Here is a 20206-nt window from a genome sequence, read left to right as displayed (position 1 = left end):
TTACGGCTTTCGCCCAGGCTACAAGTTAAAATGGAAAAATCTATCTTTTTAATATGGATTTTCCTGCATAAGGTAATGCGGCAATTTCATTAATGCGTAACAGTTGATTGTATTTTGCAACCCGATCGGTGCGGCATAGGGATCCTGTTTTAATTTGACCACATCCTGTAGCAACGGCAAGATCTGCAATAAAGGTATCTTCGGTTTCACCTGAACGATGTGACATTACACAACGATAGCCATTTTGGTGGGCTAACTGAATGGTTTGTCGCGTTTCACTCAAGGTTCCGATTTGGTTTACTTTAATGAGGATGGCGTTGGCCACTTTTTGAGTGATACCTTCTTGTAAAATTTTTGGATTAGTCACAAATACATCATCACCTACCAATTGAATTGTTCCACCCAATTGGGCGGTTAAATGACTCCATCCGCTCCAATCCTTTTCATCCAGGCCATCTTCAATACTTACTATAGGATAATTAGCAACGAGATTAGCATAATAATCAATAAGTTGCATGGAGGTAAATTTTTGATTTTCCGAAGTAATATGATACATGCCCTGGTCATATAGTTCGGACGCAGCGACATCCAAAGCAAGTACGATCTCATCACCTAATTTAAATCCTGCTTTTTCAATTGCTTCACAAAGTAGATCTAGTGCTTGACGGTTCGATTTTATATTGGGTGCGAAACCTCCTTCATCTCCCACAGCGGTATTTAAACCTTGTTTTTTTAAAACAGATTTTAATTCATGAAAAATTTCCGTACCCATTCTTAAGGCAGTAGGGAAATCTGCAGCACCCACAGGCATAATCATGAATTCTTGAATATCAACATTATTATCCGCATGCGCACCCCCATTTAAGATATTCATCATAGGCACGGGCATGCACATTTTTTCACCTTGGTTTAAAGCAGCATACAAAGGCAACTTATGCTCATTTGCTCGCGCTCTTGCAGCTGCAAGAGAAACTGCGAGAATGGCATTGGCTCCAAGACGTGATTTATTCTCTGTACCGTCTAACTGACATAGTTTATGATCCAAAGCATTTTGATCTTCAATGGAAAAAAGATGTAAGGCTTGGTTGATTTCATGATTAACATAAGCTACAGCGTGTTGCACGCCCTTACCATTATAGCGTTTGGGGTCCTGATCCCGGAGTTCACAGGCTTCGCGACTTCCTGTGGATGCTCCGGATGGAACACTAGCTCTTCCTTGGGTTCCATTTTTTAAAATAACATCTGCTTCAACAGTAGGGTTACCCCGAGAATCTAGAATTTCACGGGCTTGTATTTTAGAAATTTGCATGTTGAGTCCTGATTACGATTAAAATTTTTTTCAATCTGAATGCAGTTGAGTCTGCTTTTTCAATTGAAGTATTGTTTTGATCTGTACTTAATTTGTCAAGAGATAGATAGTTTTCCTGCTGTTACTTGATCCAAGTATTCATATTCGGCTGAGGTTTCTGGTGATTGGCAGTATCCCAAAAGATAGCTAATAAGTCTTTTAAATTGTTGAAGCAAGGATTCATCTTGCTTGTCTTGGTTTTTGATCTGCAGTGTATTTTGCATCTTTGCCAAGATTTCACTGGGAGAGAATTGGTTGAGTTGCTCTAAATGAGTTTTTAATTCATAGATCCCTTGTGGAACAGGTACCTTTTTATCGTTTCTATTTATTTTATGACGTGAGCCAAAATATCCGAGCGCCCATGGAGGCGAATTTTGGTTTAGGGCTTGATCTATTTTTTTATCAAGATATTTATTAATTTTAAGTAATAAATCGCGGATCGCAGAATTTTCTTTTTCGACAATGAAAACGTTATCAACCTCATTTTGTGCCTGCTGTTTGAGTCGTGTAAAAAGATTAGATAGCTCAAACGTATACTCACGGCCCCCTAAAACCTGGGCTAGGGACTTAATGAGCTCCGGGTCTTGGCGCGTCATATCCGGTAATTGATGGTTAGGGATTTGTGCAATCAGTTTCGGAGTTTGAATAATGAGTAAAGCTGATGATTTATTTTTTAATGCTTCCTCAATAAGTCCACTTGGATCCAAAGAAAATAAAAATTTTAAAGATTTTATTTGAACCAATTTTAACTGTAACTTCTCTCTATATTCTTTTTGTCGGTCAATTTCTCGAGCAATCCGTGGATTCAACTCCCACGTGTTGTTGGTATAGATTTCAGCGGCTTTTAAGTGCTCTTCATAAACTGTGGCTTGCTCTTGAACAGTTTCCATCATCTGTTCATACAGTTCGATAAGAGCATCATGGTCATTTCTTAACTCTAACTCGGCAATTCTCTTTTCAGCAGTTATTTTAAAAATGGCACATGTTTTCATATAGTTGGTGAATTTAGTTTTAAATTCAAACAAACTTAATGCCGGTGATTGCCTAACATGATTTTCAAGTTTTCCTTCCATTACTCTCAATGCCATAAGGTAGTGATAAAGAATCATAACAAAATGATCTTAATAAATACAATAATTCGTAAGCTTATGATTTTTTTATTTTTTATGTCTGAGTTGATGTATACCGACCGAGGAAAAATACCATCTTTTTGGGAATCATTGGTTGCGCATTTGCTTTCCAGTTAATTCATAACTGAGCTTTGAATCAGAAACTAACTGCACCCACTTTCAGTAGTGCGTTGGATAAAGGGAGTAAAGGTAAACCTAAAATGGTATCTTCAGTGCCCTGGACTTCTTTAAATAACCATTTACCTTGGCTTTCATACTGATAGCCCCCACAACTATGATAAGGCTTTTCACTTTGCAAATAAGCTTCAATTGTTTTTTCACTTAAATGATGCATTGTTAAATGCGCTGTTTCATGATGTTGCCATAGGAGTTCATTATTTTTTGCAATGCAAAGACAGGAAATTTGCAGATGTTCCTTGCCGCTTAATAAACGCAAATGGTCTATAGCAGTAGGATGATCCAACGGTTTGTTCAGCAGAGTTTTACCAATCAAACAAAGTTGGTCTGCGCCAATAACATAATGTTCCGGGAATTGCTGGCTTACAGCCAATGCTTTACTTGCTGCAAGCGCATACCCTAAACCCAGTGCGCTTTCTGAGTGACAGGAAGCTTTGATTGCATCTTCATCACAGTGAGAAGGAATCACAGAAAATTCAATACCAAGAGATTGCATCAATTTTAATCTTATTGGAGAGCTGGAGGCGAGGATAATTGGTTTCTGTTGTAATAATTTAGACATAAATCGCCACCAACGCCATAAGTGAGAAGCCTATAATCACGAAACTGAAATCTTTAAGATTACAACAACGCTCTACCATAACACAGCGTTCTAAGCCATGTAAGGTTCCTAGATAGAGAAATGTCCCGGCTGAAGCAGCAAGTAAAATTGGGTCAAATAAAGAATCGGTTTCTACTCCATGACCAAAGTACCAACCTAAATAAATACCCAGCGGAGTCATCAAGCTGAATAAGATGAAAAAGACAAGGCTAGTATTCATGCTCATAGAACTTTTATTCAATTGCACTGCAACAGCAAAACTTTCTGCCCATTTATGGGTAATTATTGCAAGAAAGATCATAATGATCATGGAGTTATAATGTGATAACCCTAATGCTGCGCCCAACATAATTGAATGAACAGATAGCATCCCCCAGGCTAAGAGGGCAAAGGCAGGATGTTTTGTATTATGATGATGATAAAGTTCTTTACCCAAATGTTCAAACCAGAGAAAAATTAGAAATACGGCACCGGTAATGATGTAAGCAAAAGGGTAGTTATATCCCATTTTTTGAAATAATGAATTCGCATCGGGAAGCATATGCAACAATCCAGCCCCTAAAAAAACTCCGGTAGCTAAAGTTTCTCCCACAGGAAAATCAATATGCTGATCGTCTTTAATTCGTTTTCTAAACGGATACCAGCCAGCAATTAAAATGACTATAAAAATGGAACATGCAAAAAAAATCTTTAAGCTGGTAGGTGATACCATTGTTTATCCTATTCTTTATTCTAGAATTTTATAGTTTAAATAGTGATCCAGTCGCACTACAGCTTAGGTGAATTGAAGTGAGACTCGGGAATTTTATGGACTTAAATAAGTTTTTTAAACCCCGGATTTCGCTGCTTCACCCAGGTCATAGTTTACCTAGAAACAACTAGACTTAATTAAATCCCGTAGTTTAGTGGGGATGCATGGCCTCATGCAAGCTAAATAAACGAACTTCTACAATATCGGATTGCAGTTTTAATGCCCGAATTATTCGCTTATGTAATTCTTGCCACTGACTGAAAGTATCATCGCACACTATATCTATCCCAATTTTGCCATCCAGATAATGTAAATTCCAAAATTGAATTTGAGGGAAATCAATATGCACTTCCTTAAGTAATAATTCGTGCAATACTTTTCTGCTCGGTAAATGCAAAGAGGGACAGCATTGCTCATCATCTTCGGGATCAACATGCACAATTACATCTTTAACGCTTTCTATTTGGTCTGCAAGTGCATGGTGGACGTGTTGGGCTATGTAATGTCCTTCAGAAACGGAAATTTTAGGTGAAACTAAAATATGTACATCAATTAATACATCTTCTCCCATAGATCGAGTTCGTAATTGATGGATTTTTTCAACTCCATCCACATTTTGAATTACTTCTTCAATGCGTGCCAATAACTCGGGACTGACTGCGGTATCTACTAGTTCCTTTACACTATTCCAAGCATAATCCCAACCCATTTTTACAATCATAAGACCGACTATAATTGCTGCTACGGCATCAAGATAACTAAAACCGGCAATACTTCCAACCAAGCCTACTAAGACAACCAGCGAGGATGCTGCATCTGAGCGATGATGCCAGGCATTTGCTGTAATTAATTTGGAATTAATGCATCTTCCTATATACAGGGTATAGTGGAACAAAATTTCATTGCTTAGGATTGAAATGCTAATTATTGGCAGGGTAAACCAGGTGGGGGTGATGAAATGGGAGTGGAGTAAGTCATATATTGAATCCCATGCAATGCCAATACCTGCGAAAATAAGTAAGAGAGATAACAACAAAGTCGCAGCTGTTTCAATACGTTGATGGCCATAAGGATGACTGGCATCCGCATCAAGACTGCCATATTTGGAAGCAAACAAAACCATTGCGTCTGTTATGAGATCAGACAAAGAATGAACTCCATCTGCTACCAGTGCATGAGAGTGAAAAAAATATCCCCCAATAAGTTTAATGAGGCCAAGTAGAGCATTTGAAATAGCTCCCAAAAGCGTTACTTTTTTTGCCTGTAAATATCTATCGTTATGAGCCATATGTATTTTGAAGTTAATGTTACCTAATTAAAAATGAAATGGGATTTTTATTCAAATTCAAGATTCAATTTTGTTTATTTGTTATTGGGTCTATTTAAACATGGTTATGAATTTTTTTATATTAAAACTTATACTCAATGATGTGAGCCGGAGTAGTCTGGGTAAGGGGAGGTGCACCTAAATAAATTGATTTCACATGATGTTATGCATACTATTCACAGGATTATCCACAGATTTTGTGGATAAATGGTTTTTAGTTGAATAATGAACCAATGTTGAATAAGCCTTATAGAATAATAATTTCTTGAAGAGGGAAATAAGTCTGGTTTTTTATTTGGCGCTATGAAGAAAGATGTTATCCACAGATGTGTTTTTAGGGGTAAGAATTTTTTCTTGGATATCTTATCAAAGAAAAAAATAAAAAACAGTCTTGACTTGAGTATTTTTTTTAAAAAAATCTTGACCTTAAGGAATGCCCTTAGATTGGTTAAAATCCCTCTGTACTTGGTAATGAAAAAAATAAAAAAATCGAGTTTTAAACCTAAATTTTTTCGGAGAGCACTTTGGAGAGTTCTGAAGCAACTGCAAATGAAGCTGATTTCATATGGTGTTTTACATCATGTACACAGGATTATCCACAGATTTTGTGGATAAATGAATTTAGAAAATAAAATAGCTAAATAAGCAATAAGCCTTATCCAATAAGGGTTTTCAAAAAATATGGAGAGGTCAGAGCTTTTTACCGAATGAAATGAAGAGGTAAGTTATCCACAGGTTGTGTTTTGTGGGGTGGAAGAATTTTCCTGGATATCTTAACAAAGAAATAAATAAAAAACAGTCTTGACTTGAGTATTTTTTTTAAAAAATTTCTAACTTTAAGAAATGTGTGAATTTGGTTAAAATTTATTCATTATTCAAACTTGATAAAGTAATGAGGATGATTTTTACCTAAGCACTGAGGAGCACTTTGGAAAGTTCTGAAGCAAGTGCAAACCAAGCTGATTTTATATGGGGTTTTACATGATGTTCACAGCATTATCCACAGATTTTGTGGATAAAAGATTTCAGGCATTAGAAAAATCAAATAAGCCATAAGTCTTAGGGGATAAGGATTTTTTGAGGAAATACGAGGAACTTGGATTTTTAGCAAACCATATTGTGAGAGAGTTATCCACAAATATGTGTTTTGGAAAAATAAGAGGATTAGCTCCGCTATCTTAACAAAGAAAAAAATAAAAAACAGTCTTGACTTATATTTTTCTAAAAATATTTTACCCCTGCAAAAATTGCTCAAAATTTCCTAACCAGCGTTGGGTAATGTTGCGGGCAGTTTGTGGTGACTCCTCTAAAAGTGTTTTTGCTATAGTGGGCAAAAGTGGAAGTACATTGCGATCCCGTTGGATATCCGCAATTTTAAATTGTCGATAACCAGTTTGCCGAGTTCCAAGGACTTCGCCTGCTCCTCTTAGCTCCATATCTTTTTCCGCAATAATAAATCCATCATTAGTTGCTCGCATTATTTTTAATCGCTCAGCACCTTGTTGTGATAGGGGTGCTTGGTAAAGCAAAATACAATGAGATTGGGTACTTCCTCTACCTACTCGGCCACGTAATTGATGCAGTTGCGATAAACCCAAACGTTCTGCATTTTCAATAATCATAAGACTGGCATTTGGGACATCTACTCCAACTTCAATTACTGTGGTAGCAACCAGTAAATTAATTTCACCCTCTTTAAATGCGGCCATGGTTGCTTCTTTTTCTAAAGCTTTCATTCGCCCATGTACAAGGCCCACCCGTGCTCCAGGGAGTTGTTCTTGTAAGGCGTGGGCGGTTTGAGTAGCCGCCATACATTGTAATTTTTCAGATTCTTCAATAAGGGTACATACCCAATAAATTTGTCGACCACTGGCTATCGCTACTTCTAATCGTTCAATGACTGCTTCTCTTTTGTTCTGACTTAATACAGCGGTAGAAATCGGCATACGTCCTGGGGGTAATTCATCGATAATTGAAATATCCAAATGGGCAAAGTGGGTCATCGAAAGTGTTCTTGGAATAGGAGTGGCTGTCATTAATAATTGATGAGGAATGAGATGTTCCTGTTGCCCTTTTTGCTGCAAAAGCAATCTTTGTTCCACTCCAAATCGATGTTGTTCATCAATAATTACTAGACCTAAACGGGCAAAGTGGACTGCTTCTTGAAATAACGCATGCGTGCCAATAATTAGCTGACAACTATGATCAGCTAACGCAGCAAAGGCTGTACGACGTTCACTGAGTTTCATTTTTCCACTAAGTCTTAAAATTTTTATTCCCAAAGGCTCTAGCCAACGGATCAAATTATTCGCGTGTTGCTCGCTAAGAAGATCTGTTGGAGCCATAAAAGCCACTTGTTGTCCATTAGCAATAGCTTGTAATGCTGCAAGGGCAGCAATGATGGTTTTTCCTGCACCCACATCGCCTTGTACTAAGCGTAACATGGGTTTATTTTGGGTTAGATCCTGGCTAATCTCTTGGGCAACTCTATGCTGCGCGTTCGTGAGTGTAAAGGGGAGAGAATCTAGAAAACGTTGATTCAAATTTTGGTCTATAGGCAGGGCAACAGCATGTAAGATGTTCCGTGCTTCTCGGGCGAATTGCAGACTTAGGCGCTGCGCTAACAATTCATCAAAAATTAATCGTTTTAACGCTGGATGCTGGCCTTCTTCTAGAGATTGCACCGAGATATCTGGGGGTGGATTGTGTAAAAGCTGAATTGCCTCTCCTAAAGGAAAAAAGCCATTTTCCTGTAATTGTGTCTCACTCATCCATTCCAATTGTTGAAGCTCGTTTTTGCAACTATTTATGGCGACATTGACCAACTGTCTAAGTCTTGATTGGCTTAAGCCTTGGGTACTTGGATAAATTGGAGTAAGTGTTTCATTCACTTGACATTCGTTTTCATCATCGAGCAACTGATACTCCGGATGAGTCATGGTTAGGATATTGCTGAACTCACGAACTTCTCCAAAGGCATGTATCATTGTGCTGTTCTTTAGATTATTGATTTGAGTTTTATTAAAATGAAAAAACTGCAGTTTTATTATTCCGGTTTTGTCTTCCACATAACAATGCAGCATGGCACGTTTGCCGGTTTTAATTTCCGTTTTACATACTCGCCCTGCAATCACGCTCCACTCATTAGCGCGTAAATCCTGGATGGGTGTTATTCGGGTTCTATCTTGGTAACGATAAGGTAAGTGGAACAGTAAATCACACACAGAATGGATACCACATTTTGCAAGTTTTGCTGCAAGTGTTGGTCCGATACCGCTTAATGATTCACACGAGTTTGATAACACAGTATTAATGATGTTGAAAAGAGTGAGTATTTAAGTGTAACTCATAGTTCATATAGGAACAATTTGCTGTTTTTTAATAAGAGAGCAAATTGTGTTGCATAAGGTATATAAAACCTTTTCATATGGTACAAAAAAGCGCATAATAGTATCATTTTTTGATGGAAAACTAAGTCGCATGAAACATACTGTAGAGCAGCTTTTAAAACACGCTTTAATATCATTACAAAAGTCAGGCGAGGTTCCTACTGATTTGGATGTTGATATTAAGGTAGATCGCTCAAAAGATTCTGCTCATGGTGATTATGCCAGTAATTTGGCCTTGGTTTTAGCTAAACCGTGTCGTCAGGCACCGCGTAAAATAGCCGAACTTTTAGTTCAAGCGATACCGGCTGATCCTTCCTTGGACAAAGTGGAAATCGCTGGGGCAGGCTTTATTAATTTCTTCATCCGCAGTAGTTCTCGCTCTCAAGTTATTGCTGAAATACTGGAACAAGGCGAGCTTTTTGGGCGGAGTACTATTGGTCAAAATCAAAAAGTTTTGATCGAGTTTGTTTCTGCTAATCCAACAGGCCCTTTACATGTAGGGCATGGACGTGGTGCTGCCTTTGGAGCTACTTTAGGTAATGTTCTAAAGGCTGCAGGCTATGATGTAACTTTAGAATATTATGTTAATGACGCTGGCAGGCAAATGAATATTCTTGCTGCCAGTGTATGGTTACGTTATCTCGAACTCGCTGGGGAACCAGTAGTTATTCCTGCTAATGCTTATAAAGGTCAGTATGTTTCTGAAATAGCTCAGGAATTTTGGGCAAAACATGGTAAAGAATATGTACATCCATGGACTAGTGTAGTTGAAGGGTTACCTCTTGATGAACCTCATGGCGGAGACAAAGAAATTTATATCGATGCTTTAGTCATGCGTGCAAAACAACTTTTGAGCATCGAGGTTTTTACCCTATTTCATCAACATGCATTAAATACAGTGCTTGATGATATCAAAGATGATCTAGCTGATTTTGGTGTGAAATACGATAGCTGGTTCTCAGAACAGTCCTTGTTTGAAGATGGTTCGATCCAAAAAGGGATTCAGGCTCTTAAGAATAGTGGTCATACCTTTGAAAAAGAAGGGGCCCTTTGGTTTAGAGCGACTGATTTTGGTGACGAAAAAGATCGAGTACTGGTACGTGCCAATGGCCATACTACTTATTTTGCTTCGGATGTTGCCTATCATTGGAATAAATATGATAGGGGTTATGATCGGGTAATTGATATTTTTGGTGCGGATCATCATGGCTATATCACTCGATTGCGCGCTGTGGTTAAAGCATTGGGACATGATGAAAGCGCACTGGATGTATTGCTCGTGCAATTTGCCATTTTATATCGTGGTTCTGAGCGAGTACAAATGTCTACGCGAAGTGGTTCTTTTGTCACTTTAAGAGAACTTCGTAATGAGGTAGGAAACGACGCTGCACGTTTCTTTTATGTAGCACGTAAGTCAGAACAACATATGGATTTTGATTTGGACTTGGCAAAATCAGAATCAAGTGATAATCCCATTTATTATATTCAGTATGCTCACGCAAGGATATGTTCTGTATTGAGACAATTAAAGGAACGAGGTTTGTTGTGGGACAAGGCAATTGGTCTAAAACATATTGACTTATTGGAGCAATCTCACGAAACTCATTTGATTTCTTTAATCAGTCGGTATCCAGAAATTGTGGAATTAGCAGCTGCTCATTGTGAACCTCACCAAGTGGCCTATTATTTACGCGAAGTAGCCAACGGCTTGCATAGCTACTATAATGCTGTTCCGCTGTTGTGTGAGCAAGAGCAATTACGATGTGCTCGCCTTTGTCTGTTAGAGGCAGTACGTCAAATATTAAAAAATGGTTTGGAATTATTGGGCGTAACCGCTCCAGAGAGTATGTGATGGCAAAAGAATATGGAAATAGGCGTTCTTCACGGTCGCGTGGCGCTGCACCGCATCAGTTTTTAGTGATAACGTTGACTTTTTTATTTGGGTATTTAACCGCTTCTTTTTTGGATATAGAAACCGTAACCAAGTGGGTTAATTCCCAAGTTTTAGCCCATAATGAAATAAAAAGGGAATCTACTAAGCAACCTGCGGCACAACATGCCGCGATTCCTCCTAAACCAAAATTTGAGTTTTATACGTTATTGGCCAATGAAAAAGTTCCAAATTCACAACCCAATGCTAACTCTACTGCTTCCGTCCAATCCGCTGCAAATGCTACTGCAGCAACCGTTGCTGCCACAACCACGCCAATTGCTGCTACTTCAGCGGTTAAGACAACGGTCAATGTCCCCAGTGGAGCCGCAACAATAAAACCAAATGTTGCGAAAGTACAAGTGGCTGCTAACACGATACCTGTAGCGAAACCGGCTACTTCAGATAAAGGGAAATATTTAGTGCAAGTAGCTTCTTTTAAAGCGCGCCGAGATGCAGAACAAATGAAAGGAACATTGATACTTAAAGGTTTTAGTGTATATATTATTCCTGTGAGTCATGCTACAAAAGGTAATTGGTTCCGAGTGGTAGTTGGTCCCTATTCAAATCGTGCACTTGCGCAAAATGCTCAAATGATTTTGGCAAAAAATGAACGTCTGAATGGTATGGTTACCAGTGGTGGATAAGCGCTCCATTAGCATTTAACTCAGGTTTAATTGTTCATTTTAGGATTACTCAACGACGAACTATTACCTGAATGTTTTCAGCATTCTTGATTGCATGAGGTTTACTAATTCCGACAGTAATTTGAGTGACGAGAAATTCCTTTTTGATTAAATCTGCAACTTCATTAGCAACGGTTTCAATCAGTTGAAAAGATTTTGACTCAACATAGTCGGTTACACACTCACAAACTGCTTGATAATCTATAGTCTTGGTCAAATCTTCCTTGCATGCACTGAAATCCATATCAATACTGATATCAATCTTTAGTTGTTGATTAATACGTTGTTCCCATGCGTAAACGCCAATTTTAGTACTTACATTAAGAGCTTTGATATTTAAGGTATCCAACGTTTTTTCTGCCTATCAAGAGTAATTTTATCGTGATTTTATCTAAATAGTTAACCGTATGTATAGAGGGGTGTTATTTAAGTTAATGAACCTGGATCTTGAAATTGTCTCATCCCGGGTTTCGCTGTATGAAGTAACCCGGGAACTCTTTTTCAGGGTAATTCTACCCTTATTTCTATACCTTTAACTCAGTTTCAGAATGCTCATCTTCCTCATTTGGAGTCGGAGTGCATGTATTCGAAAGAAGACTTGCTGCTGTATCGTATCCTAGTATGGGTAGCGCAAGTCCTAAGGTCAAAGATAAGCCAAGAATCGTTTTACTTAATAAAATAGGCCCAGCGACACTACCTGCCAATACGCGAAACGAAGTGTGAACGTTTTCATTCAATGCAACACGCCATAAGTAAGTAGCGATGGCGGGCAATAAGGTCAGGTCTAATAAGCCTAAAGCAGGAAAACCGGTATATTCATCATCAAATTGTTTGCCTGTAATCGCATGATAAGCGCTTTCAAAACGCTCAGCCAAGCTGGATGAGGGGGAAAATAATAGACCTAAATGACGATAACGGCTTTCGCTAATAAATTGGCCAATTTTTTTGACACTGAAATGCTCTATATCCTCTTTCTTTAAAATTTGTGAATGAATTTGCTTTTCATCAGCGTCCAGGTAAATTCTGGTAATGGAGTTGTGCTCTTGTTCGGCAGGAAAATTATATTCCACTGCACTAGCAATCAATCGCCCCATAATCACTGATCCTTGCTCATTAGGTTCAATTTGTAACGTATGCTTTCCACCCAAAGGATTTAACGAAGAAGTCGTATCCACAAAAACAATTTCTTTTTCTTTAGTAGCTACATAGGCAAGGATTTCTCGATAGAGTTCATTCATGGTTTCTTCAACCACAGTAAAAGGAGGACGGCCTTTTCCTTCTGCTCGTGCTAAATGAGAAAATCCAGTATAAATAAAATAAGGAGTTAATTGGGTAATCGAGGGATAATATTGGGATAAAAGAACAATACGACTGAGTTGAGGATTATTCTCAATTAACTCATCAATAATTTTTTTATAATCACTCAGTATCTTAGCTTTTACTTCATTAAATGCTAAGGTAATCGCAGGTTTTGCATGATCAGGCGTAACTCTTAAGAGGAGTTGAGGATAATTCATTTCTTTCAACAAGGTATTTGCCAGAGCTTCTCGATAGTTATTACCCCCAACGCTTAGGACTGCAACCTCAGCCTTCCATTCTTTAACTGCATTTAGCTGATGTACATAAGAGCCATTATGATCTTTATCTTTGGGTAATACTTTATCTAAGGGACAATAAGTCAGTAGATCTTGTGTGGTCGCGCCATCAACGGCAAAATTACCTATTTCATAAGAGTTTGTCGAATCGTTTTGGGCGAGAGCGACTGCAGTTTGATGCGTTACGGTTTGGTTTTTTTGATCATAAGGTTTTCTTTTATTGACCCAATATCCATTATCTAAAGTGGAGTCGCCCATTAAAGCTATTTTATGGGGACATTTTGTAGAGTTTCCCTGCACAAGTTTTAATCTACCTGTGTTTTTAGGATATCCTACTCCTATCGACTGTGAAGAACTTTTTATTGATCCCATAATAAACCCTGTAATCGTAAAATAGAGGCAGATTATGTTTCTAATCTTGTTTCATAGTCAATTAGCAACAATTCTTGTATTACTGAGAGTGGATATTGCATAAATATGTTAGCATTAATGTATTTGATGATGCTGGGATAATATGATGTATGATCTGGATCAATCTTTGTTTCTTCGTGCTTTAAGACGACAACCTGTAGAACGAACTCCCGTATGGATGATGCGTCAAGCGGGGCGTTATTTACCTGAATATCGAAAGACCAGAGAACTTGCGGGTGATTTTTTAAGTCTGTGTAAAAATCCAGAGCTAGCGTGTGAGGTTACATTACAACCCTTACGTCGATATGCTTTAGATGCTGCTATTTTATTTTCTGATATTTTGACCATTCCAGATGCAATGGGATTAGGGTTGTATTTTTCTGAGGGTGAAGGGCCTTGTTTTCAGCGTCCATTGCACGATAAACAGGCAATTACTAATTTGCAAATTCCAGAATCAGGTACTTTAGCTTATGTAATGGATGCAGTACGGCTGATCCGTCAAGAAATGCCAAAAGAACTTCCTTTAATTGGTTTTGCAGGTAGCCCATGGACGTTGGCATGTTATATGGTTGAAGGTAGAAGTACTAGAGACTTTAAACGTATTCTGCATCTAATTTATACAGAAAAGGAGGCGGCTCAGATATTGCTGCATAAGTTAGCAGTATCCGTAGCAGATTATCTTATAGAACAAATCAAGGCTGGTGTAAATTCAATCATGCTTTTTGATACCTGGGGAGGAATTTTAACACCCGAGAATTATCAGATATATTCCTTGAAGTACATGCATTACATCGTCCAGAAAATTAAAACGAATTACCCTAACATACCCATTATTTTGTTTACCAAAGGCGGTGGTCAATGGTTGGAAAAAATGCTGATTACGGGTTGTGATGCTTTGGGGATTGATTGGACCTGTGATTTAGGTGAAGCGCGTCGACGAGTTGGCAATCAAGTTGCCTTACAGGGAAACCTTGATCCATCGGTGTTGTTGACCTCAGAACAGTGTATTCGCGAAGAAGTGAAGAAGGTGTTGGCCTCATTTGGTATAGGTTCTGGACATGTTTTCAACCTCGGTCATGGAGTTACTCCTGACGTGCCGCCTGAGCATGTTGCGGCTATGATTGAGGCTGTTCATGAGTATAGCCCTAATTATCATCAACAATAGTATCCAATATAGCCTGAGTTTCCCGGTACCCAGGCTATAATTAGCAAAAATATTAAATATGGATAAAATTTATTGTGTCAAACATTGGCTTACACTCGATGGAACACAATCTTCTGACAATTCCATCATCACATTGGACTCTTTGTGGAAGGTAATGGAGTATTCTTCTTCTACTGCTTGTTTGAGTTTCTGATATCGCTTGTCTTTAAGGATATGCACTTTTTCTATGAGTTGATGATACGAAGCTATATCGGATGGAGTTGGAGGAAGTGTTAATTTTCTTAATCGGTCCGCGTGTTCTAAATCTTCCTGAGATGGGAAAGTGTATTTTTCCGACTTTTGAGAAAACAGTGAAAAAAGAGAAAAAGAAGACCGAGGCTGAAGTGCACCAGACTTTTGTTCAGGATCCTCCGAGGAAGAACTAGTCTGATGCTCTTTTAATTTTTTACACGATTCCTGGGTGCTAGATGAAACTAAAGAAGTAAGATTTAATGATTTTCTATTTGACCGGGTTGAGAAGGATTCATTGGCATTAATACTAAAAGATGATGTTAATAAAGAGTTACCCTGTGGCTGCTCTACCCTTTGATAACGAGGCGATAATAATGGATCAATAGAACTCGTGATCTGTAATTTCTTTTGTTTTCCTGAAGAGGAATGTACTTCGGCCCATTCATAAATAATCTTACCTACATTCTCCATTTTCTTTGCTAAAAGTGCTTGCCTTGGCCCCCAGGGCTCAGGAGGGGTTAGCGAGTTTACCTTCTCCCATTTCAGTACAGCGTTATTGAACGCCTTCTCTCCAGTCCTGGCTTGCTGAATCCCCTCATCTCCGAGGAGACCAGGGAGAATTCTAGTTAAAATGAGATTTGCCTTGTTTATTGTATCCAGCATTAATCTTTCTGGGGTGGTCTCTGAATGTTTCAACGATTCCAGGTAGATTTTAGGGATGTCCATTAATCGCTTTCTTACCTTGAGATTGTTTAATAATTGCAGTTCTAAAGAAATTTGTTCAATCATTTTCTTACCTTCTTTAGCAGCACTTTTAAATCCTGAGTTTGCGTTCCAAACACTAGATAAGGATATATTTAAATGAAAACTGCCTTGTTCATTAATGCATTCTGTCCAAATCTCATTAAGAAGAGAAAATGCTTGTTGAAGTGTTTGTTCTGCTTGGGGTTGATATTTTTCGTGCAGAAATTTCTGAAGCTCATCATCTGCATCCAGTAGTTGTTCTTTGGCTTTGCTCAATTCAATGTATTTTTTTAGATAGATAAGATATTGATTGAAACGCTCTAAAAAAAACAATTGATCTTCTATGAACGACGCAATGGCTGCGGCTTGAAAACCGGCACGCAAAGAAATATTAGGCATGTTTAGCCATTCTTGGACAGTATGACTTTCTTTGCCAATTGTTAGATTTTTTTGTAATAAACTATCGATTTTTAATATGCTTTCTTCCTGAAGAAGTGGGGATTGAACTTGCGAATTTAAGTTTTGGTTGCTCGTTATCAATTAGGGCCTCTTATTTTTCATACTGAATTAATTAGGCGCCGATTTTTGCACGATACTTGAAAAAAGCAAGCTAAGTGTCTGAGCTCATGAGCAAAATTTAGTTCCTATAATTCTCTGGATTTGAATTTTAGTAACTTACCCGCTATGTTAACAGTATGGATGCTTCTCTATCGAATCAATAAAACGGATGTTACACACCATGGCGCACTCTCATAAAATTACTCATGATGTTCTTATTGACTTAGCGCTACAAGGTGGGGGTGCTCATGGAGCTTTTACCTGGGGCGTGTTGGACCGTTTATTAGAAGAAAGAAAACTGCGAATCGATGGTATATCAGGAACATCTGCTGGAGCTATGAATGCAGCAGTCCTGGCTGATGGCTACACCAAAGGTGGCTCTGAGGGAGCACGCGATATGCTCGAGTTGTTCTGGAGGAATGTCTCGGAAGCGGCACGGTTTAGTCCTTTACAACGCAGTCCTCTTGATATTATATTGGGCCAGTGGTCGCTGGATTATTCCCCTTTTTTTATCAGCATGGATATCTTGTCACGATTGTTTTCACCCTATGATCTCGATCCGTTCGGAGTGAATCCACTCCACACTATTTTAGTGAAAACTATTGATTTTAAAAAATTGTCAAGTAGTCCAATCAAATTGTTTATTACTGCAACCAATGTGAGTACGGGCAGGGGAAGAGTATTTCGCAATGAAGAAATCACTCCCAATGTTCTTCTTGCATCCGCATGCCTGCCCACTCTTTTTAAAGCGGTGGAGATCAATGGAGAGCACTACTGGGATGGAGGATACTCAGGGAACCCCACAATTACACCGCTGGTTCGTGAATGTAAATCAAAGGATACAATTTTAGTGCAAATTAATCCTGTCAGCCGGCCAGATATTCCCCAGTCGGCGAGAAGCATTCTTAACCGTTTGAATGAAGTTTCTTTTAATGCGGTATTACTTAAGGAGCTTCGCATGATTGCTTTACTGCGGCAGCTTGCCCATTCAGGCGATTCTGAAGGAGCAAAATGGGCAGGTATGCGGATACATCGAGTAAGCAGCGATATTATGCTTGAGCTGGGTTATTCCTCCAAACTCAATGCTGAATGGGATTTTTTGCTTATGCTACGTGATGAAGGACGCCAAGCTGCTGACGCCTTTCTCTCAGAACATGCGAAGGACCTTGGCAAACGTTCATCTCTAGATCTTGATGTATTACTTGAGGGAGTTTAACGTCATTCATTTCTAAACTGTCTACTCAATTGAATGGCCATTTCTATTGACTGTTCATAGTTGAGTCGAGGATCAACCAGACTATGATAGGCTTTTTTCAGATCATCTGCGGATAATCCGCGAGCACCACCAATACATTCTGTAACGTTATCACCAGTAAGTTCAAAATGAACACCACCCAAATAACTACCCATATTGCGGTGAATTTCCAAAGCTTGTTTGAGTTCTAAAAGAATGTTATCGAAGTGACGAGTCTTAATGCCATCCACTGTGGTTTCTGTATTTCCATGCATAGGATCACAAGACCAGGTCACTGGAATTTTTGTTTTCCGCACCGCTTCAATAAGCGGAGGAAGCAGTTTATCTATGTGCCGCGCTCCCAATCGAGTGAACAATAAAAGTCGTCCTTCTTCACGCTGAGGATTTGCACGATTCAATACTTCTTCTAACCATTCGGGAGTAGCACCGGGGCCAATTTTGATGCCGATGGGATTTTCGACACCTCGTAAAAACTCCAAATGTGCACTGTCAGCTTGTGCAGTGCGCATACCAATCCATGGTAGGTGAGTAGAGAGGTTATACCATAAGCCATCTTCCATTTGACGAGTCAAGGCTTGTTCATAATGCAAATGCAAGGCTTCATGAGAGGTGTAAAAATCTACTTTAGCTAAATTACTGGATTGTATTCCACCTATAGTTTCTAAAAAATCCAAGGTATCGGAAATTGATTTAACCAGAGTTTGATACTCATCTTTTTGTTTGGAATGTTCAACAAAACCCAAATCCCACTGCTGAGGATGATTAAGACTCGCAAAACCACTGTCGAGCAAACTACGAATGAAATTTAAAGTGATTGCGGAGCAGTTGTAGGCTTGTAATAATAATTTAGGCTTGGGTTCGCGTGCTTCCTGTGTAAATTCAGGGGAGTTAACCAGATCCCCTCGATAGCTTGGTAAAGTAACACCCTGTAGTGTTTCATAATCGGAAGATCGAGGTTTTGCATACTGCCCAGCAATCCGACCCACACGAATAATGGGTTTTCGTAAGCCATGTAATAAAATCAAACTCATTTGTAGGATGATTTTTAATTTATTGCTAATAATTTCTGAACGACAATCATTAAATGACTCAGCGCAGTCGCCACCTTGAAGGATAAAGGCTTCACCACGTCCAGCACGTGCAATTTCTTTTTTTAGATTCTTTACTTCACTACTGGTAACCAGCGGAGGTAAAAGGCTCAGTTGTTTTACAATTTTATTTAACTGTTCTTCGTCAGAATAAGTAGCAGCTTGTAAATACGAATACTGGAGCCAAGACGTAGGCGACCATTTTTGCATAAAAAAACCTATGTAACTTTTTTGAGTCTAAGTATGGAATAAATGAACACATACTGCAAGCGAACCGGGCCTTAAATGATAAAGCTTTTATCCATCTTCTCTATACGCATAAAAACTTTAGGGGCTTTGAGGGGGCAAATAGAAGAAGGGGTATGCTTGCTTATAATGAGCAAAGCACCTGACAACCTCTGTTGCTATGAGGTGCTTGAAGTCATTACTAACTTTTGTTCGGGGTAAAATCACTAAGACTTTCCATTGTATCCTTCACCATAGACCCTATTGTATCTCGTTTCGCATACGCGACGCCGCCCAAAAAGAGAGTACCTACGGCAAAGATGGAGAATTTTATCAAAGAGCTCTTAGAAAAAAAGGGTTTTTTCTCTTCAGGTAAAGTAATTTCTTTTTTGGTATCATACCAATCTGGTAAATTATCTCTGTCATATAGCTCATGAGAGTCAGTATTATCTAATACAAAAAAAGAATAGGTATCTGCATTATTAATTGCCCTTGCTGTAACTCTAGAACATTCTGCTTGAGTCGTTCTGGGTAACAATCGAAAATCGTCCGGATAAGGGCGTTCTTCAGTACTGTTTTTTACTGGTTTTCTTCCATGGTAGTATCCTCTATCATTGACAAAACCATATCGATGTGAAGACTCATGCAGCAATGTTGCTAAAGCCTTGGCAGGATGATTTGTAAGCATTCGATAATCAATATGGATTGGACCAAAATAGTCTCTTACGAACAATACCTCTCCCAAATCACTCTTTACCTCATGACCAAAAACATATCCAACGACTGTATTCTTAGGATTATTTAATAAAGACTTTCTGATATTACTGATATACACCTTATTAGGCTTAGACTCCACATTTTTGGCATGATAAAGCATTAAGTCTCTAAGTAATAAATGATAATTCAGTTTTGCGCCTTCAACCGTTGATTGCGTGTTAATTTGAGGAATTAGCTCATCAATATTGTGTTCTACCGGGTTATCTTTCGTATTTTCAAAATAAAATAAATACCATTGATTATTTGCTCTTACCAGCACATAAGTCTTTTCTTCGAGTGCCGCGATTTCATGCTGCAAGGGCTTGTGATCCATGATTTCAAGAGAGATGTTTAATTGCCTGTTTAATCCTTTATAAGTTTTGAGTAGGTTGTTTTTAATTGATTCGATGTTATCAAGAATATTATTTATAGAATGCCCCCCAGTAATGGGAACATAAAAATGTCTTTTTAACATTCTTAAAGCATGTAAAACTTTAGGAGGGGCATTATCATCAATGAACATCTGTTTAATATTTATATTTTTCTGATGTTTAATCCCTTGATCACAGTTATTTAAATAATCTTGGAGTTGAGTTAATAAGTATAGAGTTCTTTCCAGCCTCATTACGGATTCATTATAAATTTGATTAAGTGCTTCTTTTTCTTGTTTTGTTAAGAGTTCATCTTTAGACTTTAATGAAACAATCGTTTGATCCTGTGCAATATACTCAGGTTTTTTTTTGGAATTTTTATGATTTTTTGGCATTTTGGTTTCCTTGATACAGCTGGAACTCAGTCCAAATTAAATTCAATACTTGATACTATAATTGTACAATATT

General features: G+C 38.3%; 15 protein-coding genes. 4 read left to right on the top strand and 11 right to left on the bottom strand.

The features are described from left to right. Positions 1-40: 40 nt before the first annotated feature. From eno to recG, 6 genes are all read right to left on the bottom strand, one after another. The gene (gene eno, locus ACWTE2_RS04525) at positions 41-1309 is read right to left on the bottom strand and encodes a phosphopyruvate hydratase (protein ID WP_454784334.1); all 1269 of its coding nucleotides are present in this window, start codon (positions 1307-1309) and stop codon (positions 41-43) included. Positions 1310-1404: 95 nt separating this feature from the next. Next, positions 1405-2421: a hypothetical protein gene (locus tag ACWTE2_RS04520; RefSeq protein ID WP_454784333.1), complete on the bottom strand. Its 1017-nt coding sequence runs from the start codon at positions 2419-2421 to the stop codon at positions 1405-1407. A gap of 193 nt (positions 2422-2614) precedes the next feature. Further along, positions 2615-3217 (bottom strand): Maf family protein, encoded by a 603-nt coding sequence (locus ACWTE2_RS04515; protein WP_454784332.1) that lies wholly within the window; start codon positions 3215-3217, stop codon positions 2615-2617. Continuing rightward, complete coding sequence (locus tag ACWTE2_RS04510) at positions 3210-3968, bottom strand: ZIP family metal transporter (RefSeq protein WP_182391302.1); 759 nt, start codon at positions 3966-3968, stop codon at positions 3210-3212. The genes ACWTE2_RS04515 and ACWTE2_RS04510 overlap by 8 nt, the downstream gene beginning before the upstream one ends. A gap of 190 nt (positions 3969-4158) precedes the next feature. After that, positions 4159-5295, bottom strand: coding sequence for a cation diffusion facilitator family transporter (locus ACWTE2_RS04505; RefSeq protein WP_454784331.1), 1137 nt, complete (start codon positions 5293-5295; stop codon positions 4159-4161). A 1271-nt stretch (positions 5296-6566) separates the two neighbouring features. Next, positions 6567-8639 (bottom strand): ATP-dependent DNA helicase RecG, encoded by a 2073-nt coding sequence (gene recG / locus ACWTE2_RS04500; RefSeq protein WP_454784330.1) that lies wholly within the window; start codon positions 8637-8639, stop codon positions 6567-6569. 175 nt (positions 8640-8814) lie between these two features. Between recG and argS the strand changes: the two genes are divergently transcribed. Beyond that, positions 8815-10575 carry an arginine--tRNA ligase gene (gene argS / locus ACWTE2_RS04495; protein ID WP_454784329.1) on the top strand — a complete coding sequence of 587 codons (1761 nt, stop codon included), beginning with the start codon at positions 8815-8817 and terminating at the stop codon, positions 10573-10575. Then, positions 10575-11300, top strand: coding sequence for an SPOR domain-containing protein (locus ACWTE2_RS04490; RefSeq protein WP_454784328.1), 726 nt, complete (start codon positions 10575-10577; stop codon positions 11298-11300). Before argS ends, ACWTE2_RS04490 begins: the two co-directional genes overlap by 1 nt. Before the next feature lie 49 nt (positions 11301-11349). Here ACWTE2_RS04490 and folB read toward each other — a convergent pair whose 3' ends face one another. Beyond that, entirely contained in the window at positions 11350-11688 is a 339-nt protein-coding gene (gene folB / locus ACWTE2_RS04485; protein WP_454784327.1) for a dihydroneopterin aldolase, read from the bottom strand. 175 nt (positions 11689-11863) lie between these two features. After that, the gene (locus ACWTE2_RS04480; protein WP_454784326.1) at positions 11864-13306 is read right to left on the bottom strand and encodes an SGNH/GDSL hydrolase family protein; all 1443 of its coding nucleotides are present in this window, start codon (positions 13304-13306) and stop codon (positions 11864-11866) included. A 145-nt stretch (positions 13307-13451) separates the two neighbouring features. Here ACWTE2_RS04480 and hemE point away from each other — a divergent pair, with 145 nt between their 5' ends. Beyond that, positions 13452-14510 carry a uroporphyrinogen decarboxylase gene (hemE, locus tag ACWTE2_RS04475; RefSeq protein WP_454784442.1) on the top strand — a complete coding sequence of 353 codons (1059 nt, stop codon included), beginning with the start codon at positions 13452-13454 and terminating at the stop codon, positions 14508-14510. A 69-nt stretch (positions 14511-14579) separates the two neighbouring features. On the opposite strand, the gene ACWTE2_RS04470 is transcribed toward hemE, so the two are convergent. Next, positions 14580-16025, bottom strand: coding sequence for a hypothetical protein (locus ACWTE2_RS04470; RefSeq protein WP_454784325.1), 1446 nt, complete (start codon positions 16023-16025; stop codon positions 14580-14582). 199 nt (positions 16026-16224) lie between these two features. Between ACWTE2_RS04470 and ACWTE2_RS04465 the strand changes: the two genes are divergently transcribed. Beyond that, positions 16225-17259: a patatin-like phospholipase family protein gene (locus ACWTE2_RS04465; RefSeq protein ID WP_454784324.1), complete on the top strand. Its 1035-nt coding sequence runs from the start codon at positions 16225-16227 to the stop codon at positions 17257-17259. A 2-nt stretch (positions 17260-17261) separates the two neighbouring features. On the opposite strand, the gene ACWTE2_RS04460 is transcribed toward ACWTE2_RS04465, so the two are convergent. After that, the gene (locus tag ACWTE2_RS04460) at positions 17262-18596 is read right to left on the bottom strand and encodes a 3-deoxy-7-phosphoheptulonate synthase class II (RefSeq protein ID WP_454784323.1); all 1335 of its coding nucleotides are present in this window, start codon (positions 18594-18596) and stop codon (positions 17262-17264) included. Between the two features lie 217 nt (positions 18597-18813). Further along, positions 18814-20133 carry a hypothetical protein gene (locus ACWTE2_RS04455; RefSeq protein ID WP_454784322.1) on the bottom strand — a complete coding sequence of 440 codons (1320 nt, stop codon included), beginning with the start codon at positions 20131-20133 and terminating at the stop codon, positions 18814-18816. Between the last annotated feature and the right edge of the window lie 73 nt (positions 20134-20206).

The organism is Legionella nigrisilvae, assembly GCF_977063395.2.
This window is presented reverse-complemented; position numbering and strand designations above follow the sequence as displayed.

What these genes read in the sequence shown, in the direction of transcription:
- ACWTE2_RS04455 (WP_454784322.1), bottom strand. Translation starts at nt 20,133, where the DNA reads ATGCCAAAAAATCATAAAAATTCCAAAAAAAAACCTGAGTATATTGCA.
- ACWTE2_RS04510 (WP_182391302.1), bottom strand. Translation starts at nt 3,968, where the DNA reads ATGGTATCACCTACCAGCTTAAAGATTTTTTTTGCATGTTCCATTTTT.
- eno (WP_454784334.1), bottom strand. Translation starts at nt 1,309, where the DNA reads ATGCAAATTTCTAAAATACAAGCCCGTGAAATTCTAGATTCTCGGGGT.
- hemE (WP_454784442.1), top strand. Translation starts at nt 13,452, where the DNA reads ATGTATGATCTGGATCAATCTTTGTTTCTTCGTGCTTTAAGACGACAA.
- ACWTE2_RS04465 (WP_454784324.1), top strand. Translation starts at nt 16,225, where the DNA reads ATGGCGCACTCTCATAAAATTACTCATGATGTTCTTATTGACTTAGCG.
- ACWTE2_RS04515 (WP_454784332.1), bottom strand. Translation starts at nt 3,217, where the DNA reads ATGTCTAAATTATTACAACAGAAACCAATTATCCTCGCCTCCAGCTCT.
- ACWTE2_RS04460 (WP_454784323.1), bottom strand. Translation starts at nt 18,596, where the DNA reads ATGCAAAAATGGTCGCCTACGTCTTGGCTCCAGTATTCGTATTTACAA.
- ACWTE2_RS04480 (WP_454784326.1), bottom strand. Translation starts at nt 13,306, where the DNA reads ATGGGATCAATAAAAAGTTCTTCACAGTCGATAGGAGTAGGATATCCT.
- argS (WP_454784329.1), top strand. Translation starts at nt 8,815, where the DNA reads ATGAAACATACTGTAGAGCAGCTTTTAAAACACGCTTTAATATCATTA.
- ACWTE2_RS04490 (WP_454784328.1), top strand. Translation starts at nt 10,575, where the DNA reads ATGGCAAAAGAATATGGAAATAGGCGTTCTTCACGGTCGCGTGGCGCT.
- ACWTE2_RS04505 (WP_454784331.1), bottom strand. Translation starts at nt 5,295, where the DNA reads ATGGCTCATAACGATAGATATTTACAGGCAAAAAAAGTAACGCTTTTG.
- ACWTE2_RS04520 (WP_454784333.1), bottom strand. Translation starts at nt 2,421, where the DNA reads ATGGAAGGAAAACTTGAAAATCATGTTAGGCAATCACCGGCATTAAGT.